Source organism: Phenylobacterium sp. (assembly GCF_037968635.1).
Lineage (GTDB): Bacteria > Pseudomonadota > Alphaproteobacteria > Caulobacterales > Caulobacteraceae > Phenylobacterium.
On the sequence record NZ_JBBKVV010000189.1, the window covers coordinates 12,226 to 27,947 of the forward strand.

General features: G+C 66.9%; 12 protein-coding genes. 5 read left to right on the forward strand and 7 right to left on the reverse strand.

Going from position 1 to position 15,722, the window contains the following annotated elements:
• Nucleotides 1–55: 55 nt before the first annotated feature.
• Complete coding sequence (locus AAC997_RS20100; protein ID WP_340647483.1) at nt 56–892, forward strand: TauD/TfdA family dioxygenase; 837 nt, start codon at nt 56–58, stop codon at nt 890–892.
• Here the strand turns inward: AAC997_RS20100 and AAC997_RS20105 are convergent.
• The 4 genes from AAC997_RS20105 to AAC997_RS20120 all read right to left on the reverse strand — a co-directional run bounded on the left by AAC997_RS20105 (nt 889) and on the right by AAC997_RS20120 (nt 6,878).
• A complete protein-coding gene (locus tag AAC997_RS20105; protein WP_340647485.1) occupies nt 889–2,751 on the reverse strand; it encodes an ABC transporter ATP-binding protein in 1,863 nt (620 codons plus the stop codon). The genes AAC997_RS20100 and AAC997_RS20105 overlap by 4 nt on opposite strands.
• A complete protein-coding gene (locus AAC997_RS20110) occupies nt 2,748–4,622 on the reverse strand; it encodes an ABC transporter ATP-binding protein (RefSeq protein ID WP_340647486.1) in 1,875 nt (624 codons plus the stop codon). The genes AAC997_RS20105 and AAC997_RS20110 overlap by 4 nt, the downstream gene beginning before the upstream one ends.
• A gap of 130 nt (nt 4,623–4,752) precedes the next feature.
• Nucleotides 4,753–5,532 (reverse strand): DUF1365 domain-containing protein, encoded by a 780-nt coding sequence (locus AAC997_RS20115; RefSeq protein ID WP_340647487.1) that lies wholly within the window; start codon nt 5,530–5,532, stop codon nt 4,753–4,755.
• A 2-nt stretch (nt 5,533–5,534) separates the two neighbouring features.
• Nucleotides 5,535–6,878 (reverse strand): FAD-dependent oxidoreductase, encoded by a 1,344-nt coding sequence (locus tag AAC997_RS20120; protein ID WP_340647488.1) that lies wholly within the window; start codon nt 6,876–6,878, stop codon nt 5,535–5,537.
• Between the two features lie 133 nt (nt 6,879–7,011).
• Here AAC997_RS20120 and AAC997_RS20125 point away from each other — a divergent pair, with 133 nt between their 5' ends.
• Nucleotides 7,012–8,040 (forward strand): cyclopropane-fatty-acyl-phospholipid synthase family protein, encoded by a 1,029-nt coding sequence (locus tag AAC997_RS20125; protein WP_340647489.1) that lies wholly within the window; start codon nt 7,012–7,014, stop codon nt 8,038–8,040.
• 10 nt (nt 8,041–8,050) lie between these two features.
• Entirely contained in the window at nt 8,051–8,455 is a 405-nt protein-coding gene (locus AAC997_RS20130) for a DUF2177 family protein (protein WP_340647490.1), read from the forward strand.
• Here AAC997_RS20130 and AAC997_RS20135 read toward each other — a convergent pair.
• Together AAC997_RS20135 and AAC997_RS20140 are read right to left on the reverse strand one after the other, a co-directional pair.
• On the reverse strand, nt 8,452–10,134 hold the full coding sequence (locus tag AAC997_RS20135; RefSeq protein ID WP_340647491.1) for a response regulator: 1,683 nt from the start codon (nt 10,132–10,134) through the stop codon (nt 8,452–8,454). The two genes, AAC997_RS20130 and AAC997_RS20135, sit on opposite strands and share 4 nt — an antisense overlap.
• The gene (locus AAC997_RS20140) at nt 10,131–11,630 is read right to left on the reverse strand and encodes an ATPase domain-containing protein (protein WP_340647492.1); all 1,500 of its coding nucleotides are present in this window, start codon (nt 11,628–11,630) and stop codon (nt 10,131–10,133) included. Before AAC997_RS20140 ends, AAC997_RS20135 begins: the two co-directional genes overlap by 4 nt.
• 337 nt (nt 11,631–11,967) lie before the next feature.
• Here AAC997_RS20140 and AAC997_RS20145 point away from each other — a divergent pair, with 337 nt between their 5' ends.
• Complete coding sequence (locus AAC997_RS20145; RefSeq protein ID WP_340647493.1) at nt 11,968–13,554, forward strand: AMP-binding protein; 1,587 nt, start codon at nt 11,968–11,970, stop codon at nt 13,552–13,554.
• 128 nt (nt 13,555–13,682) lie between these two features.
• The gene (locus AAC997_RS20150) at nt 13,683–14,846 is read left to right on the forward strand and encodes a DegT/DnrJ/EryC1/StrS aminotransferase family protein (protein ID WP_340647494.1); all 1,164 of its coding nucleotides are present in this window, start codon (nt 13,683–13,685) and stop codon (nt 14,844–14,846) included.
• Here AAC997_RS20150 and AAC997_RS20155 read toward each other — a convergent pair.
• Nucleotides 14,843–15,722 (reverse strand): patatin-like phospholipase family protein (locus AAC997_RS20155; protein WP_340647495.1); only part of this gene is annotated, 880 nt, incomplete at its 5' end. The two genes, AAC997_RS20150 and AAC997_RS20155, sit on opposite strands and share 4 nt — an antisense overlap.

Here is a 15,722-nt window from a genome sequence, read left to right on the forward strand (position 1 = left end):
TGGTGACAAACTCCGCCAAGCCGCAGGCCTAGGCTCTCCTCAACAGGAGCCCGCCATGACCACCACCCTCGACCTCTCGATCCGCCCCTTGGACGGCTGCGGCGCCCTGGTTCAGGGTGTCGACTTGAACCGGGCCACCGACCCCGAGATCGACCAGATCCGGGCCGCCGTCTTCGACCGCGGCGTGGCCTTCATCCACGACCAGCAGATGACGCCCGAGCAGCAGATCGCCTTCGCCCGGCGACTCGCCCCCATCGTCGTCAACCGCTACTTCCCCAAGACCGAGCGCTATCCCGAGATCGCCAAGGTCGAGAAGACCCCCGAGCAGACCACCAACATCGGCGGCGGCTGGCACACCGACCACAGCTACGACATGGCGCCGGCCATGGGCTCGGTGCTGCTGGCCATCGAGACCCCGCCCACCGGCGGCGACACCCTGTTCGCCGACATGTACGCCGCCTATGACGCCCTCTCCGACGGCATGAAAGCGACGCTGGCCACCCTGAAGGCCCACCATGCGTCCGAGCACGTGTTCGGCGAGACCAGCGTCTATGCCGCCACCGACCGCGCAGACCTGGCCGGCAACAAGGACGTGCCCGACGCCGTCCACCCGGTGGTCATCACCCACCCCGGCAGCGGCAAGAAGGTGCTCTACGTCAATCCGGCCTTCACCACCGGCATCGTCGGCTGGAATCGCGAGGAGAGCATGGCCCTGCTGGGCTACCTCTATCAGCACGCCGTCAAGCCGCAGTTCGTCCACCGCTTCCAATGGGCCAAGGGCTCGATGGCCATCTGGGACAACCGCTGCACCTGGCACCAGGCGATGAACGACTATCCCGGCCAGTACCGCCTGATGCACCGCATCACGCTTGATGGTGGTCCGCTCGCTTAAGTCCGCGTCGCGAACTCAGAGTCGCCGGTCGTCGCCACCACCTGGTCGTCGAAGGACGCGTGGGCCGAGGTGTACAGGTGCGAGTAGAGCCCGCCGGTCTTCATCAGCACGTCGTGGCTGCCCTGCTCCAGGATGCGGCCCTGCTGCAGCACCACGATTCGGTCGGCGTCGCGGATGGTGGCCAGGCGGTGGGCGATGACCATGCAGGTGCGGCCGGCGAACAGCACCTTCAGCGCCTTCTGGATCGCCTGTTCCGTGAAGGAGTCGATATTGGCCGTGGCCTCGTCGAGGATCAGGATCTGCGGGTTGGCCACCAGGGCGCGGGCGAAGCTGATCAGCTGCCGTTGGCCCATGGAGATGTTGCGGCCCCGCTGGCCCAGCTGGGTGTCGTAGCCGTCCGGCAGCCGCATGATGAACTCGTGGGCGCTGACCGACTTGGCCGCCGCGATCACGTCGTCCTTGGTGGCGCTGAGCGTGTTGTAGCGGATGTTCTGCTCGATGGTGCCGGTGAACAGGAACGGCTCCTGCAGCACCATGCCGATGTTGGCGCCCAGCGAATCGAGGGTCACATCCCGCACGTCGTGGCCGCCCACCAGGACCTGGCCCTGATCGACCTCATAGAAGCGGTGCGTCAGGGCGATGATGCTGGTCTTGCCCGAGCCCGTGGGACCGACCAGGGCCACAACTTCCTTGGGCCGCACCAATAGGCTGATATCGTGCAGGATGGGACGGGCCGGATCGTAGCCGAAGGTCACATTGCGGAACTCGACCGTGGCCGGCACATCCTTCAGTTCGATGGCGTCGGGCTTGTCGGCGATGGTCACCGGCACGTCGATCACCTCGAAGATCCGGTGCCCGGCGGCCATGGCTCTCTGCATGATGGTGTACTGCATCGACAGCATGCGGACCGGCTCGAAGAACCGCTGCACATAGAGGATGAAGGTCACCATCACGCCCACGTTCAGCGTGCCGCCCAGCACCGCGTTGCCGCCGACGATGATGACGATGGCCATGGCCAAGCCGGTGAGCACATCCACGGTGGGGACCATGATCTGGGTCATCCAGGAGGCGCCCACCTGGGCGGTGAAGTTCTCCTGGGCCTTCTCCTTGTAGAGCTCGAAGTTCAGCGCCTCCCGGCGGCTTTCCTGCACGGTGCGGATGCCGTTGATGTTCTCCGCCAGGGCCGAGTTGGCGGTGGAGGACGCGTCGCGGGCGACCCGGAAGCTTTTCTTGGAGTAGGGCAGCCAGACGGCGCGGATGGCGATCAGGGCCGGCAGGACGGTCAGGGTCAGCAGGCCGAGCTTCAGATCGGTCATCAGCAGCACGACGGTGATGCCCAACAGCATGACGAAGTCACCGATGGCGCCGTTCATGTTCTCCAGGAATTCCTGGAGCGCGTTCACGTCCCCCTGCAGCCGGGCCATGATCCGGCCGACGTGGGTCTTGTCCATGAAGGACAGCGACACGTCCTGGAAGTGGGCGAACATCTTGCGGCGGATGTCGAAGATCACCCGTTGCGCCAGGCGGGAGGACAGCCACTCGCCGATGAAGAAGAAGGTGGCGTAGGCTGCGGCGACGGCGGCGAAAATGATCAGCGTGCGATCCAGCAGCGGCCCGTCCTTGGCCACCGCGGCGTTGACCGCTGCGCCGATCATCGCCGGCACCGCCACCTGGGTGGCCGCCGAAATCAGCACCGCCACCTGGGCCGTGATCAGGGCCGGCTTGTGCGGCGTCAGGAAGGCCAGGAACCGGCGGGCGACATTGACGTCGAAGGTCCCAAAGACATCGTCGCCTTCGGAGGAGCCGAGCGAGGCGCGAGGCGCGCGCTTGGGCGCGGCGTTGGCGGCGGTATCGGTCACGCGGGCGCCCCTTCCAAGGTCACGTCGTCGAGGGTCGCCGAGGCGTCGGACCGCGACTGCAGCTCATAGAGGTCGGCATAGACGCCGCCGGCCTTCAGCAGCTGGGCGTGGTTACCCCGCTCCACCACCACCCCGTCGTCGAGGACGATGATCTGGTCGGCGTGCATCAGGGACGACAGGCGGTGGGCGATGATGATGGTGGCCTTGGTGCGGGTGGCCTCGGAAAGCGCGTCGCGCACGCGGCGCTCGGTCACCGCGTCGATGGCGGCCGTCGAGTCGTCGAAGATCATCACGCCGGGGCCCGGCACCACGCCGCGAGCGATGCTCATCCGCTGGCGCTGGCCGCCCGACAGCGCCACGCCGCGCTCGCCCACCCGGGTCTCGTAGTCGGCGGGCAGGCCAACGATATGCTCGTGAATCTGGGCGGTCTTGGCGGCGCCGACGATGCGCTCCTCCTCGGCCCAAGGGTCGGCATAGGCCACGTTGTGGCCGATGGAGCTATCGAACAGGAAGGCCTCCTGCTGCACCAGGCCGACATACTCGCGCAGGGACGGCAGGGTCACATCGCGAATGTCCACGCCGTCGATGGTGATGGCCCCGCCGGTCACGTCGTAGAAGCGCGGGATCAGGTTGGCGATGGTGGACTTGCCGGAACCCGGAGGCCCCACGATGCCGAGGGTCTGACCCGGGCCGACCTCGAAGTCGACGCCGGTGAGGATCTGCTTGCCCGGCACATAGCCGAAGTCGACGCTTTCGAAGCGCAGCACGCCCTTCGCCGGCGCCAGCGGCTGGGCGCCCGGCGCATCGGCGATCTCCGGCTCCAGGTCCAGCACCTCGAACACCCGCGCGCCGGAGGAGGTGGCCCGGGCCGCAGCGTTGAAGATCATCGCGATCTGGCGGATCGGACCCTGCAGCAGGGTCATGTAGGTGAGGTAGGCCGTCAGGGTCCCGACGCTCATCGTGCCCGCCGCCACCTTGTGTCCGCCGTACCAGAGGACGCCGGCCATGGACGCGTTGAAGGTCACCTGCATGACCGCCACGGCCCGGAAGCGAAGGGTGATGCGATTGTAGGAGTAGGCCAGCGCGTCCACCGAGGCCTGGTCGAACTTGGCCATCTCGAAGACCTTGCCGGCGAAAGCGCGGACCACGCGGATACCCTGGAGGTTCTCCTCCATCGTCAAGGTCAGCTGGGCCATCAGCTCCTGAAAGCGCAGCCAGGTGACCCGCAGCAGGAAGCCCATGCGGCCCAGAGCCAAGGCCGAGAACGGCACAAAGGCCAGGCCGATCAGGCCCAGCGTCTGGTCGATGGCCAGCATCTGCCAAGAGGCGAAGACCAGCAGAAGAACAAGGGTCAGGATCGGCATCAGGCCGCCCTGGATGAAGACCCGCGCGCCCTCCAGGTCGAGCATGCCTCGCGTGACCAGGTCGCCGGAATGGATGCGGTCGTGGAAGCCGAAGGACAGCCGCTGAAGTTGCTGGAAGAACTGCAGGCGCAGGTCGTGGCCGACCTTCTGGCTGACAAGCTCCCCAAGATAGCCCGACCACATGGTCATGGCGCCGCGCACGATGGTGGCGCCGATCACGAAGGCCGCAGTCACCAGCAGCGCGTGACGGGCCTCGCCGGCTTGAGCTCCGCCCTGCATCAACAGGCCGTGCGCCTGGTCCACGGCGCGGCCCAGAAGGCGTGGAAGCGTCAGGCTGGCGAGCGCCGCGCCCAGCGAGGCGGCCATGGCCAGGGCCACCAGCCACGGATAGTTGAACGCCAGACCAACGATCCGCTGCAATACGCGGGGCATGGTCTTCACATCGACTTGGATTGGCTCGGAGTCAGCCGACGCCGCACCCCGCCGGGAGGGGTGTGAATCACTCATCTCAAATTTCCATCGTCTAGTATGGAAACATTCTGAGGCGCCCGCCCTAGGCGCGCCAGACCTGTTTTGACGCAGGCGGCGAATAGGCGGGGATCATTGCGGTGATGTTTCGGGACCCAAACTTGGAGAGCTATGCGGCGCTCACCTGAGCCGCCGGAATCACGGTCACGGGCGCCCTCGGCGCCTTGGGACGGGGACGTAGCTTTTCGCCCTTGCGCCAAATCTTCAGGGCTTCCCAGTGGATGGCCGCCATGACCCCCAGGGTCATCAGGGGATGGCCAAACCAGGCCTTCCAGATGGCCGCATCGGTGAGTTCGGTCCGCTGGCCGGCGAAGTTGGCGGCCAGCAGGCGCCCCTGCGCGTCATGGACGTCTACGGTGACGGAGACATCTTCGCCAGGCGGCGCGATACGGAAGGCGTAGGCCAGGTCCATGTCCATGAACGGCGAGACGTAGAAGGTCTTGGGTGCGCCTTGCTCGATCACCCCCAGGCCCCGGGCCGGGATCAGGTAGCTGTGCCGCTCGCCAAAGGTGTTGCTGACCTCATAAAGGATGGCCGACAGCGCGCCGTCCGCCCGGTGGCAGAAATAGACGCTGAGCGGGTTGAACACGCCTCCCAGGATCCGCGGCATGCAGAGCAGGCGGACGGGACCGCCGCAGGGGATTCTCGCAGCGGCCAGGTGAGCCTCGACCTGGACCTTCAGAGGCGTGGCCGACCCGTCCAGATGATCGCGTTCGCAGAAGCTGGTGAGCCGGAAGCGGTCCTGGCCGAATAGCTTCAGCCGCGCGTCCAGGGCGGGCAGTTCGTCTAGGTCCAGCAGCATCATGAAGATCGCGTAGCGCAGACGGTGACCACGCGGCCGGAACCGCGTGTGGGTCGTCACTCCGGAATAGAGGCCGGAGGCGGTCATGGTCAGGCGGCCTGCTCGGCGGGAACCGGCGCGGCGGCGTCGAGATGGATGCGGCCGGACTCGTTCTCCACGCTCCAGGGTCGACGGACCCCGCCCAACTCCTCGGCGACAGCCAAACCCGACTGCAGGGCGTCCTCGTGGAAACCGTGGCCGAGATACGAGCCGCAGAACCAGGTGCGACGCGCGCCCTGCAGCGACCAGATCTCCCGCTGGGCGGCGATGGCGCCGGCGTCGAACAGCGGGTGGTCATAGACGTCGGTATGAACCACGGCTTCCGGCGCGATCTCCTTGGTGGGATTGAGGGTGACGAAGAAGTCCGTGGCGGTCTTCAGGCCCTGGAGACGGGTCATCCAGTAGGTGACACAGCCCTCGCCCGGCGCGGCCCGGCGGCCGATATGGTTCCAACTGGTCCAGGCGCTGCGGCGCTTGGGCATCAAGGCCTTGTCGGTGTGCAGAACCGCCAGGTTGCGGCTGTACTTGAAGGCCGACAGCAGGCGCTGTTCCTCGGGCGCGGCGTCGTCCAACAGGCGTAGCGCATGGTCGCCATGGGTGGCGATCACCACCTGATCAAAGCGTTCAGCATGGCCGTGTGAGTCCCGCAGTTCGACACCCAGAGCGTCGCGACGGATGGAGAGGATGCGGGAGCTTGAGCGGACTTCGCCCTGGAAGGCGGCGAGGAGCTTGGAGACATAGGCCCGGCTGCCGCCGGTCACGGTGCGCCAGGCGCCACGGCCGAAGATCGTCATCATCCCGTGGTTCTGGAAGAAGCGGATCAGCGACGCCGCCGGATAGTCGCGGATCGCGGCCAGCGGCGTCGACCAGATGGCGGCGGCCTGAGGGATCAGGTGGTCATCGCGGAAGGCCTGACAGTACCCCTTCTGCGAGAGGTAGTCGTCAAGCGAGGTCAGCGGCGCCTCCAAACTCTCGAGGTCCTTTGGCCCGTGTCGATAGAAGCGGTTGACGTCCCGCAACATGCCCCAGAACCGGGCGCTGAACAGGTTGCGCTTCTGGGCGAAGATCGCGCCGCTGGAATATTCGAAGGCCCCGTCGTCGAGGGAGACGCTCAGCGCCATGTCGGCAGGCTGACTGGCCACCCCCAGGTACGCCAGCAGGGCGGTGAAGTTGGGATAGTTGGGCGGGTTGAAGACGATGAAGCCGGTGTCCACCGGGGTCACACCTTCGACGTCGCGAGCCTCCACCGTATTGGCGTGACCACCCAGCCGGCTCTCGGCCTCGAACAGGGTGACTGTGTGTTTGGTCCCCAACATCCAGGCGGCGGAGAGGCCTGCGACCCCACCGCCGACGACGGCGATGCGGAGCGGCTTGTCGGGGCTTTGCGGCGTCACGGGACCTCCTGGAGCGAACATGGTGGAGTTACGCAAGGCGCAGGTCCGTGGATGCAAACGCCGCATCCATCGCCTGGCTGCATCCGTATCGCGTTTGAAGGCTTCTTTCCTGGAGCCAGCAGAGGGCCGCCCCATGAGTCTTGTCGCCAACGCCATCCAAGCCTTCGAGGGCGCGCCTCTGCCCGACCTGGTGCGCCGCGCCGCCGTCGATTTCCTGGTGGCCAACGCCCGCCGCCAACTGGCCGACGCCCCGGCTGACGCCGAAGCCCAGTTCGCCCTGGAAATGGCGACACGCCCGATCGCGGAACACACGGGCGAGGCCAACGACCAGCACTACGAACTTCCCGCCGCCTTCTTCGAGGCGGTGCTGGGACCGCAGCTCAAATATTCCTCCTGCCTCTACGGCGACGGCGCGGTCACCCTTGAGGAGGGCGAGGAGAAGGCCCTCGCCGAGACCGCAGCCCATGCCGATCTGCGGGACGGCCATCACATCCTGGAGCTCGGTTGCGGCTGGGGGTCGCTGTCGCTGTGGATGGCCCGCAATCTGCCGCGCTCACGGGTGACCAGCGTTTCCAACTCAAGGAGTCAGGGCGAGTACATCCGTCGCCGCGCCGCGGCGCAGGGCCTGACCAACCTGACGGTGATCACCGCCGACATGAACGATTTCGCCGCCCAGCCCGTAACCTTCGACCGCATCGTGTCGGTGGAGATGTTCGAGCACATGGCCAATTGGCGGGGCTTGCTGAGCCGCGCCAAGAGCTGGCTCAAGCCGGACGGAGCAATGTTCATCCACGTCTTCACCCACAAGACCACCCCCTACCGGTTCGACGTCAACGACGAGGCCGACTGGATCGGTCAGCACTTCTTCACCGGGGGGGTGATGCCCAGCCATGACCTGATGCGGCAGTTCCCGGACCTGTTCAGAGTGGAAGCCGACTGGCGCTGGAGCGGCGCCCACTACGAGACCACCGCCAACCAGTGGCTGGAGAACTACGACCGCAACGCCGCGGTGATCCGGCCTGTGCTGCGAGAGGTCTATGGCGACCAGGCGGTGCTGTGGCGGCGACGCTGGCGACTGTTCTTCCTGGCCACCGCCGGCCTGTTTGGACACCGCGGCGGGGCGGAATGGGGCGTGAGCCACTACCGCCTGCGGCCGGCCTGAGGAGCCTGAAATGCTGAAATACATCGTCGCCTATCTGGCGACAGGCCTTGTCTTCGCCGCGGTGGACGCCGTCTGGCTGACCCTCAGCAATGAGCGTCTCTACCGGCCGACCCTCAACCCGATCCTCGCAGAGGACGTGAACCTCAAGGCCGCGGCGGTTTTCTACCTGGTCTACATCCTGGGGATCATGCTCCTGGCGGTGTCGCCCGCCACATCCTGGACGAAGGCCATGACCACCGGGGCCATCGTGGGCGCCATGTGCTACGCCACCTACGACTTGACCAACCAGGCCACCATGAAGGTCTGGGCCACGAAGATCACCGTGGCGGACATCCTGTGGGGAACCTTCGTCACCGCCGTCGCCGCCACGGCCGGCTATCACGCCCTTCGCTGGGCGGCGGCAAGGTTCGGCTAGAGGTTCGCGCCTTCGAGGACAGCCCGCAACTTGCTGGCCAGTTCGTGGTCCTCGAAGGGTTTCTGCAGGACGCCGGCCTCGCCCGCGTGGGCCAGGGCCTCGACGTCGGCATAGCCGGTGACGAAGACGACGGGTAGGTGTGGCCGCCGCGTGGCGGCTTCCCGAGCCACCTCGGCGCCGTTCATCCCCGGCATCGCGAAGTCCAGCAGCATCAGATCGATATCGGGGCGCTGCTGCAGGGTTTCCAGCGCCGCGCCGCCGCTGCCCGCCTCCACCACCGCATAGCCCAGTTCGTCGAGCATGCCGGCGGTGATCTCGCGCACGGCGCTGTCATCGTCAACCAGCAGGACAACCGGACGGCCATCGACCGCCAGCGGCGCCTCTCGGGCCAGGGGGCGCGGGGCGGCGACATCGTCACAGCGCGGCAGATAGACCTTCACGGAGGTCCCTTCGCCCGGCGCGGTGTCGATACGCACCCCGCCGCCGGACTGCTTGGCCAGCCCGAACACCTGGGACAGCCCCAGGCCAGATCCCTTGCCGACAGCCTTGGTGGTGAAGAAGGGTTCAAAGACCTTGGCCAGCACCTCGGGCGACATGCCAGAGCCGGTGTCGGAGACCGCCACCATCACATAGTCGCCGGGGGGCGGCTCCTCTGCGCGGCCCGGTTGGCCCAGGACCGCGTTGGCGGTGCTGACCGTCAGCACCCCGCCGACCTCCATGGCGTCCCGAGCGTTGATGGCGAGATTGAGGATCACCAGCTCGATCTGGGTCGGATCGATCATCGCCCCCCAGAGGTCGGGATGCAGTTCGGTTTCGATGCGGGCATGAGAGGCCATGGTGCTCTGCAGCAGGTCGCGCATGCTCTCCACCGTCCGGTTCAGGTTCACCAGTTGGGGCTCCAGCTTCTGGCGGCGCGAGAAGGCCAGCAGCTGCGCGGTGAGCTTGGCGCCCCGTTGAGCGGCCTGTTCCATCATGTCCAGACGGCGGCGGGTGACGGGGTTGGTCTCGGCCTTGGCCAGCTGACGGACATTGCCCAGCACGACGGTCAGCAAGTTGTTGAAGTCGTGGGCGACGCCGGAGGTGAGCTGGCCGACAGCCTCCAGCCGCTGCGCCTGGCGCAGGGCCACCTCGACCTTTTCCCGCTCTTCGATCTGGGCGACGAGCTGGCGATTGGCGGCGGCGAGTTCAGCGGTGCGCTCGTCAACCCTGCGCTCCAGCTGCAGTTCGGCCTCCCGGATCTCGTCGATCCGCTGTCGGGCCTCGTATTGGCGGCGGCGGGCGCGCAGGGCCGTTCGGGCGACACTCACCAGACTGGTGGGATGAAACGGTCGCTCGAGAAAGATGACATTGCCCAGGGTCTCGGTGAGGCGGAAGGCCTGGGGATTGCGCTCAAGCCCGCCGCCGCGCTCGGTGAGCAGGACGAACGGGAAGTCTGACCAGGGGGGCTGCTCGCCAACCCAGCGTGAGAGCGGACCAATATCGACGTTGTGCAGGGCGTTGTCGGCCAGAAGAGCGAAGCCCGCGCCTTGCGAGAGCTCCCGGCACAGCTCCTCGGCGCTGCCGCAGGCCCGGCTCTGAATTCCGGCCTCCCCCAGCAGGCTGGCGGCGATCTGAGCGTCGCGGCCGGCCGGCGTCAGTATGAGGGCGGTTTCCTCACGCAGGGCTGCAAGGGTGGTCAAACTCGTTCGTCCAGCAGGGACTCTGACTGACCGAGATAGACCGGCACTCCGCGGAGCACGCCCTGGAAGCCGTCGAGCGGCCCGCCGACCGTGAGGCCACGACCGTCGATCTGGTACTCCCGGATGGTGTCCTCGTGGGAACCGGTGCGCTTCTTGATCACCGAGATGGCCCGCCGCACCCGACCCGAAGCCTCGAAGTAGCGCAGCAGGATCACGGTGTCGGCGAGATAGGTGACATCCACCGGAGCCTTCATGTCCCCCACCAGGCCGTGCTGGGCGACGGTGAGGAAGGTCGAGGCGCCGCGCCGGTTCAGGAAGGTCAGCAGTTCGTGCATGTGCAGCACCAGGAACTGCTCCTCGGGCATGGCCGCCTGATACCCGTTTAGGCTGTCGATCACGATGGTCTGCAGGTGCATTTTCTCGACGCAGTTGCGAACGCGATGGGTGAACTCGCCCGGCGCAAGTTCGGCGGCGTCCACCTGTTCGATCAGCAGGGCCCCGGAGTCGCGCATGGCCTCCAGGTCGATCCCCAGGCCCTTGGCGCGGGCGAACAGCAGGCCCAGTTCCTCGTCGAAGATGAACATGGCCGCCTTCTCGCCGCGCTTGATCGCCGCCACCACGAACTCCATCACCAACAGAGACTTGCCCGTACCGGCCGGGCCGAGCACCAGGGTGCTTGACCCCCGCGCCACACCACCGCCGAGCAGGGTGTCGAGCTGGACCACCCCACTGGCCAGGGTCTCGCGCTTGAACTCGACGCGGTGTTCCGACGCGATCAGGCGCGGGAAGACATCCAGACCCCCGTGCCGGATCATGAAGTCGTGGAAGCCGCCACGGAACGATTGGCCGCGGTACTTCACGACCCGCAGGCGGCGTCGCTCGGCGCCATAGACCGGGGCCAGCTCCTCAAGCCGGATCACGGCGTGGGCCACACTGTGGACGGTCTTGTCGTTGGCGTCGGTGGTCATGTCGTCCAGCATCAGCACGGTGGCCCCGTGCCGTGAAAAGTAGTGCTTCAACGCGAGGATCTGGCGGCGGTAACGCAGCGAGCCTCCGGCCAGCAGGCGGATTTCCGACAGGCTGTCGATCACCACGCGCGTGGGTTTCACCTCCTCCACCGCCTGGAAGATCATCCGGGTGGTCTCTCCCAGCTCCAGGTCGGAGGAGTAGAGCAGGCTCTGCTGTTGCTGCTCATCCAGCAGATCCTCCGGTGGAATCAGCTCAAAGATTTTCACCAGGTCCGGCATCGCCCAGCCGTGGGACGTGGCGGTGCCCAGCAGTTCTTCCTCGGTCTCAGAGAGGGTGATGTAGAGGCCGGTCTCCCCGGCCTCCGCGCCGGCCATCAGGAACTGCATGGCCGCGGTGGTCTTGCCGGTGCCGGGTGTGCCCTCCATCAGGTAGACACGGTTGCGCGCCAGCCCGCCCCGCAAAATGTCGTCGAGGCCCGCCACGCCAGTGCTGGCGAGCTCCGCGGGGAATTTGGTCTGAACAGTCAAGCGCCTACTCGCGTGGTTCCAACGGTGGACGATCCTACCGGCGCGCGTCGTCACGCACCGTCGTCGACAGCACACAACGGCCAAGTTGGTTTTGGGCTCCCAAATCTGCGGCGAAGGCGGTTCCAAGCGCCCGGTCCACATCCGGCCGCCGTCCGGATTTCCGGGGGCGTTGTCGGGCGGGGCAAGCCGTGTGATGGTGGGTTTCCGGAACGGAACGGTCACCCTCGCGGACATATTGCGCCCGCGATCGCCGACAAAACCCCGCGCCGGGACCTACAAAATTGATTGCACCGCGTGAAAGCCGTAGCCGGCCACCGGGCGACGGGAGGAATTTGAGATGGAAGATTTGAAGACGGCTGAGGATTTTACCGCGGCCCTGGACGCCTCGGCCGTCGACGGCATGACCGTCGCCTTCTGGGCGTCGCAAGCCCCCAACCGCGCGGCGGTGATTGATCCGTCCGGGCGGGTGAAGACCTTCGGCGAGGTTAACGCCAACGCCAACAAGCTGGTGCGCGCCCTGCGCCAGGCAGGCCTGAAGGCCGGCGACAGCGTCGCTCTGCTCTGCTCCAACCGGGCCGAATTCGTCGAGACCATCGCCGCCACCCAGCGCAGCGGCCTGCGCATCACTCCGGTGAACTGGCACCTGACGATCGATGAGATCGCCTACATCATCAAGGATTGCGAGGCCAAGGCCCTGGTGGCCGAGTCCCGCGTCGCCGCCGCCCAGCCGGCGGCCGCCGAATGCCCTGATCTGCTTATCAAGCTGTCGGTGGGCGGCGAGATTCCCGGTTTCACCAACTACGACTCTGCCCTCGCCGAGCACGACGGTTCGGACATCCCCGACCCCGTTCGCGGCAATCAGATGATGTACACCTCGGGCACCACAGGCCGTCCGAAGGGCGTGTTCCGCCCCCAGGCCGCGGTGATCCCGCCGTCTATGCTGGCCATGCGCGGCTATGACCCGGAGACCTCGGTGCAACTGTGCGCCGGTCCCGCCTATCACGCCGCCCCGCTGGCCTTCGACGTCTCTGCCGCGATGAACGCCGGCGTTCCGCTGCACTTCATCGACAAGTGGGATTCCGAGCACGTCCTGCGCACCATCTCCGAACACAAGGTCACGCACCTGCACCTGGTGCCCATCATGTTCCAGCGCCTTCTGGCGCTGCCGCCGGAAGTGAAGGCCAAGTACGACATCAGCCACGTGCAGTACGTGGTCCACGGCGCGGCCCCCTGCCCGCCCGAGGTCAAGCACGCCATGATCGAGTGGTTCGGCCCGGTGCTCAGCGAGTACTATGCCGGCTCGGAAGGCGGCGCCGGCTTCACAATCACCTCCGACGAATGGCTCAAGAAGCCCGGCAGCGTTGGCAAGCGCCCGATGCTGCTGGAAGTCCGCATCCTGGACGAGGAAGGCAACGTCCTGCCTCCAGGCGTGCCTGGCGGCATCTACCACCAGCTCCCGCCCACCGGCGGCTTCACCTATTACAAGGACGAGGCCAAGACCAACGCCAACCGGCGCGACGGCTTCTTCACCATGGGCGACGTCGGATATTTCGACGAGGACGACTACCTGTTCCTCACCGGCCGCAACGCCGAGACCATCATCTCGGGCGGGGTGAACATCTACCCGCAGGAAATCGACAACGAACTGATCAAGCACGACGCGGTGGCCGATAGCTCCACTGTCGGCATCCCCCACGACGAGTGGGGCGAGCAGGTCCGCGCCGTGATCATGCTGAAGCCCGGCTATGAACCCTCCGACAAGCTGGCCCAGGAGATCCTGGACTTCGGTCGCCAGACGCTGGCCGCCTACAAGGTGCCGCGCGGCCTGGACTTCGTCACCGACCTGCCGCGCTCCGAAGCCGGCAAGATCCAACGCAACAAGGTCCGCGCCCCCTATTGGGAAGGCCGCGCCCGTCAGATCTAGGGTTCATCCCCTCTCCCGCTGGCGGGAGAGGGGCCCTCCCCGCAATTTTTCGAAAACAAGCGTGTTTGGCTTGGCTAGACTCCCCGTGTCATGAAGCGCGCCGCTTCGTGACCCGGGACCCTTCCGCCATGCCGATTCCGTTCATCGACCTCCAGGCCCAACGCGCGCGCCTCGGCCAGCCCCTGGAGGACGCGATCCTCAAGGTGGTGCGCTCGGGCGCCTACATCATGGGACCCGAGATCGGTGAGGTGGAAAAGCAGCTCGGCGCGTTTGGCCAGGCGCCCTTCGTGCTATCCTGCGGGTCGGGTACGGAAGCCATCCAGCTGCCTTTGATGGCCTGGGGCATCGGCCCCGGCGACGCCGTCTTCTGCCCGTCCTTCACCTTCGCGGCCACAGCCGAGGTCATGCCCCTGGTGGGCGCCTCGCCGGTGTTCGTCGACGTGCTGCCCGATACCTACAATCTTGACCCGGTGAAGCTGGACGCCGCCATTGAGGCCATCAAGGCGCAGGGCAAGCTGACCCCCCGCGCGGTGATCGCGGTGGACCTGTTCGGCCAGCCCGCTGACTATCCGGCCATCGCGGCGGTGACGAAGAAGCATGGCCTGAAGCTGATCGCCGACTCCGCGCAAGGGTTCGGCTGCACGCTGAACGGCCAGCACCCGATCCACTGGGCCGACGTCACCACCACCAGCTTCTTCCCGGCCAAGCCGCTGGGCTGCTACGGCGACGGGGGGGCGGTGCTCTGCAAGGAGGAGCGGCTGCACGACCTGCTGGTCTCTCTGCGGGTTCACGGCCAGGCGGTGAAGTCCGACATCGCCGGCAAGACCTTCGACCACGACCCCAAGTACCTGAACATGCGAATCGGCATGAACAGCCGCATGGACACCATCCAGGCCGCGGTGCTGCTGCAGAAGCTGACCATCTTCGAAGATGAGATCCGTGCACGGAATGTGGTCGCCGATCGCTATGCGGCAGGCCTCGGCGACGTGGTCGGCGTGCCCAAGGTAATCGCGGGCGGGGTCAGTGTCTGGGCCCAGTACACGATCGAGACGGAAGACCGGGATGGCCTCGTCGCTCACCTGAAGGCCGCCGAGATCCCCAGCGCTGTCTACTATCCGATCCCGATCCATCGCCAGGACGTCTATTCGCACTACCCCGCCCCCGGCGGCCTGCCGGTGACCGACGCGGCGGCGGAGAAGGTCATGAGCCTGCCCATGCACCCCTATCTGACGCCCGACCACCAGGACCAGGTGATCGCCGCCATCCGGGCCTTTGTGAAGCGGAACGGCTAGGCGGCCCAGGCCGCCTTCAGCGACGCCGCCTGGGCCAAGCCCTGAGCCAGACCAGCCCGCGCGGCTTCGGCGCGCTTGCGGAAGTCCATAAGGTTGAGGCCCATGGCGGCCTGGCTGCCGGCGTCGGGGCCGATCAACACCACCTTGGCGCCGCCTTGGCGCAAGACGTCGAGTTCGGCCTCCACGCGGGCGGCCACGGCCTCGGCCGCCGCACCGGCGGTGGCGCCGCCGCGCACCTGGACCACGACGACGAGGTCATAGCCCAGGGCCTGGTCGGCGTTGATCGTGGAGCGCATGCCGCCGTCGATATAGCGGCGGCCGTTGAGCGTCACCGGCGGGTAGATGCCCGGAACGCTGCACGAGGAGGCTACGGCACGGGTGACGCCCACGCCGCTGTCCTTGGTCCACATCTTGAATTCACCGGTCAGGGCGTCGACCGCCGAGCAGGCGAATCCGCGCTCGGGCCAGGCGTCGTCGGGAAGCCCCGCGAACGAGTGGCCGAAGCTCTTGATAAAAGTCGCCTCGTCCGGGGTCTGGGCGGCCAGCGCGAAGGCGCCGATCTCGGCGCGAACTTCCTGGGCATCGCGGACTCCGGCCTGGGCCTCGGCCATCATCTTCACCAGCACGGAAAGGTCGGTGGGCGCGCCGGGTAGGGTGGGCTTGGCCTGCCCCTCTGGGCGTGACGCGAGGGGAGGCTCGACCAGGATCGGATCGGCCAAGGTCGCAGCCTCCGACCCCAACGCCAGGCGCGCGCCCACGAAGGAGCCCGCCGAGGTGCCCATGATGAAGTCGGCCTTGCCCAGATCCACTCCGCCCTGGGCGAGGCCGGCGATCAGTCCCGATTCCCAGGCGATGCCCACCGGCCCACCCCCGCCC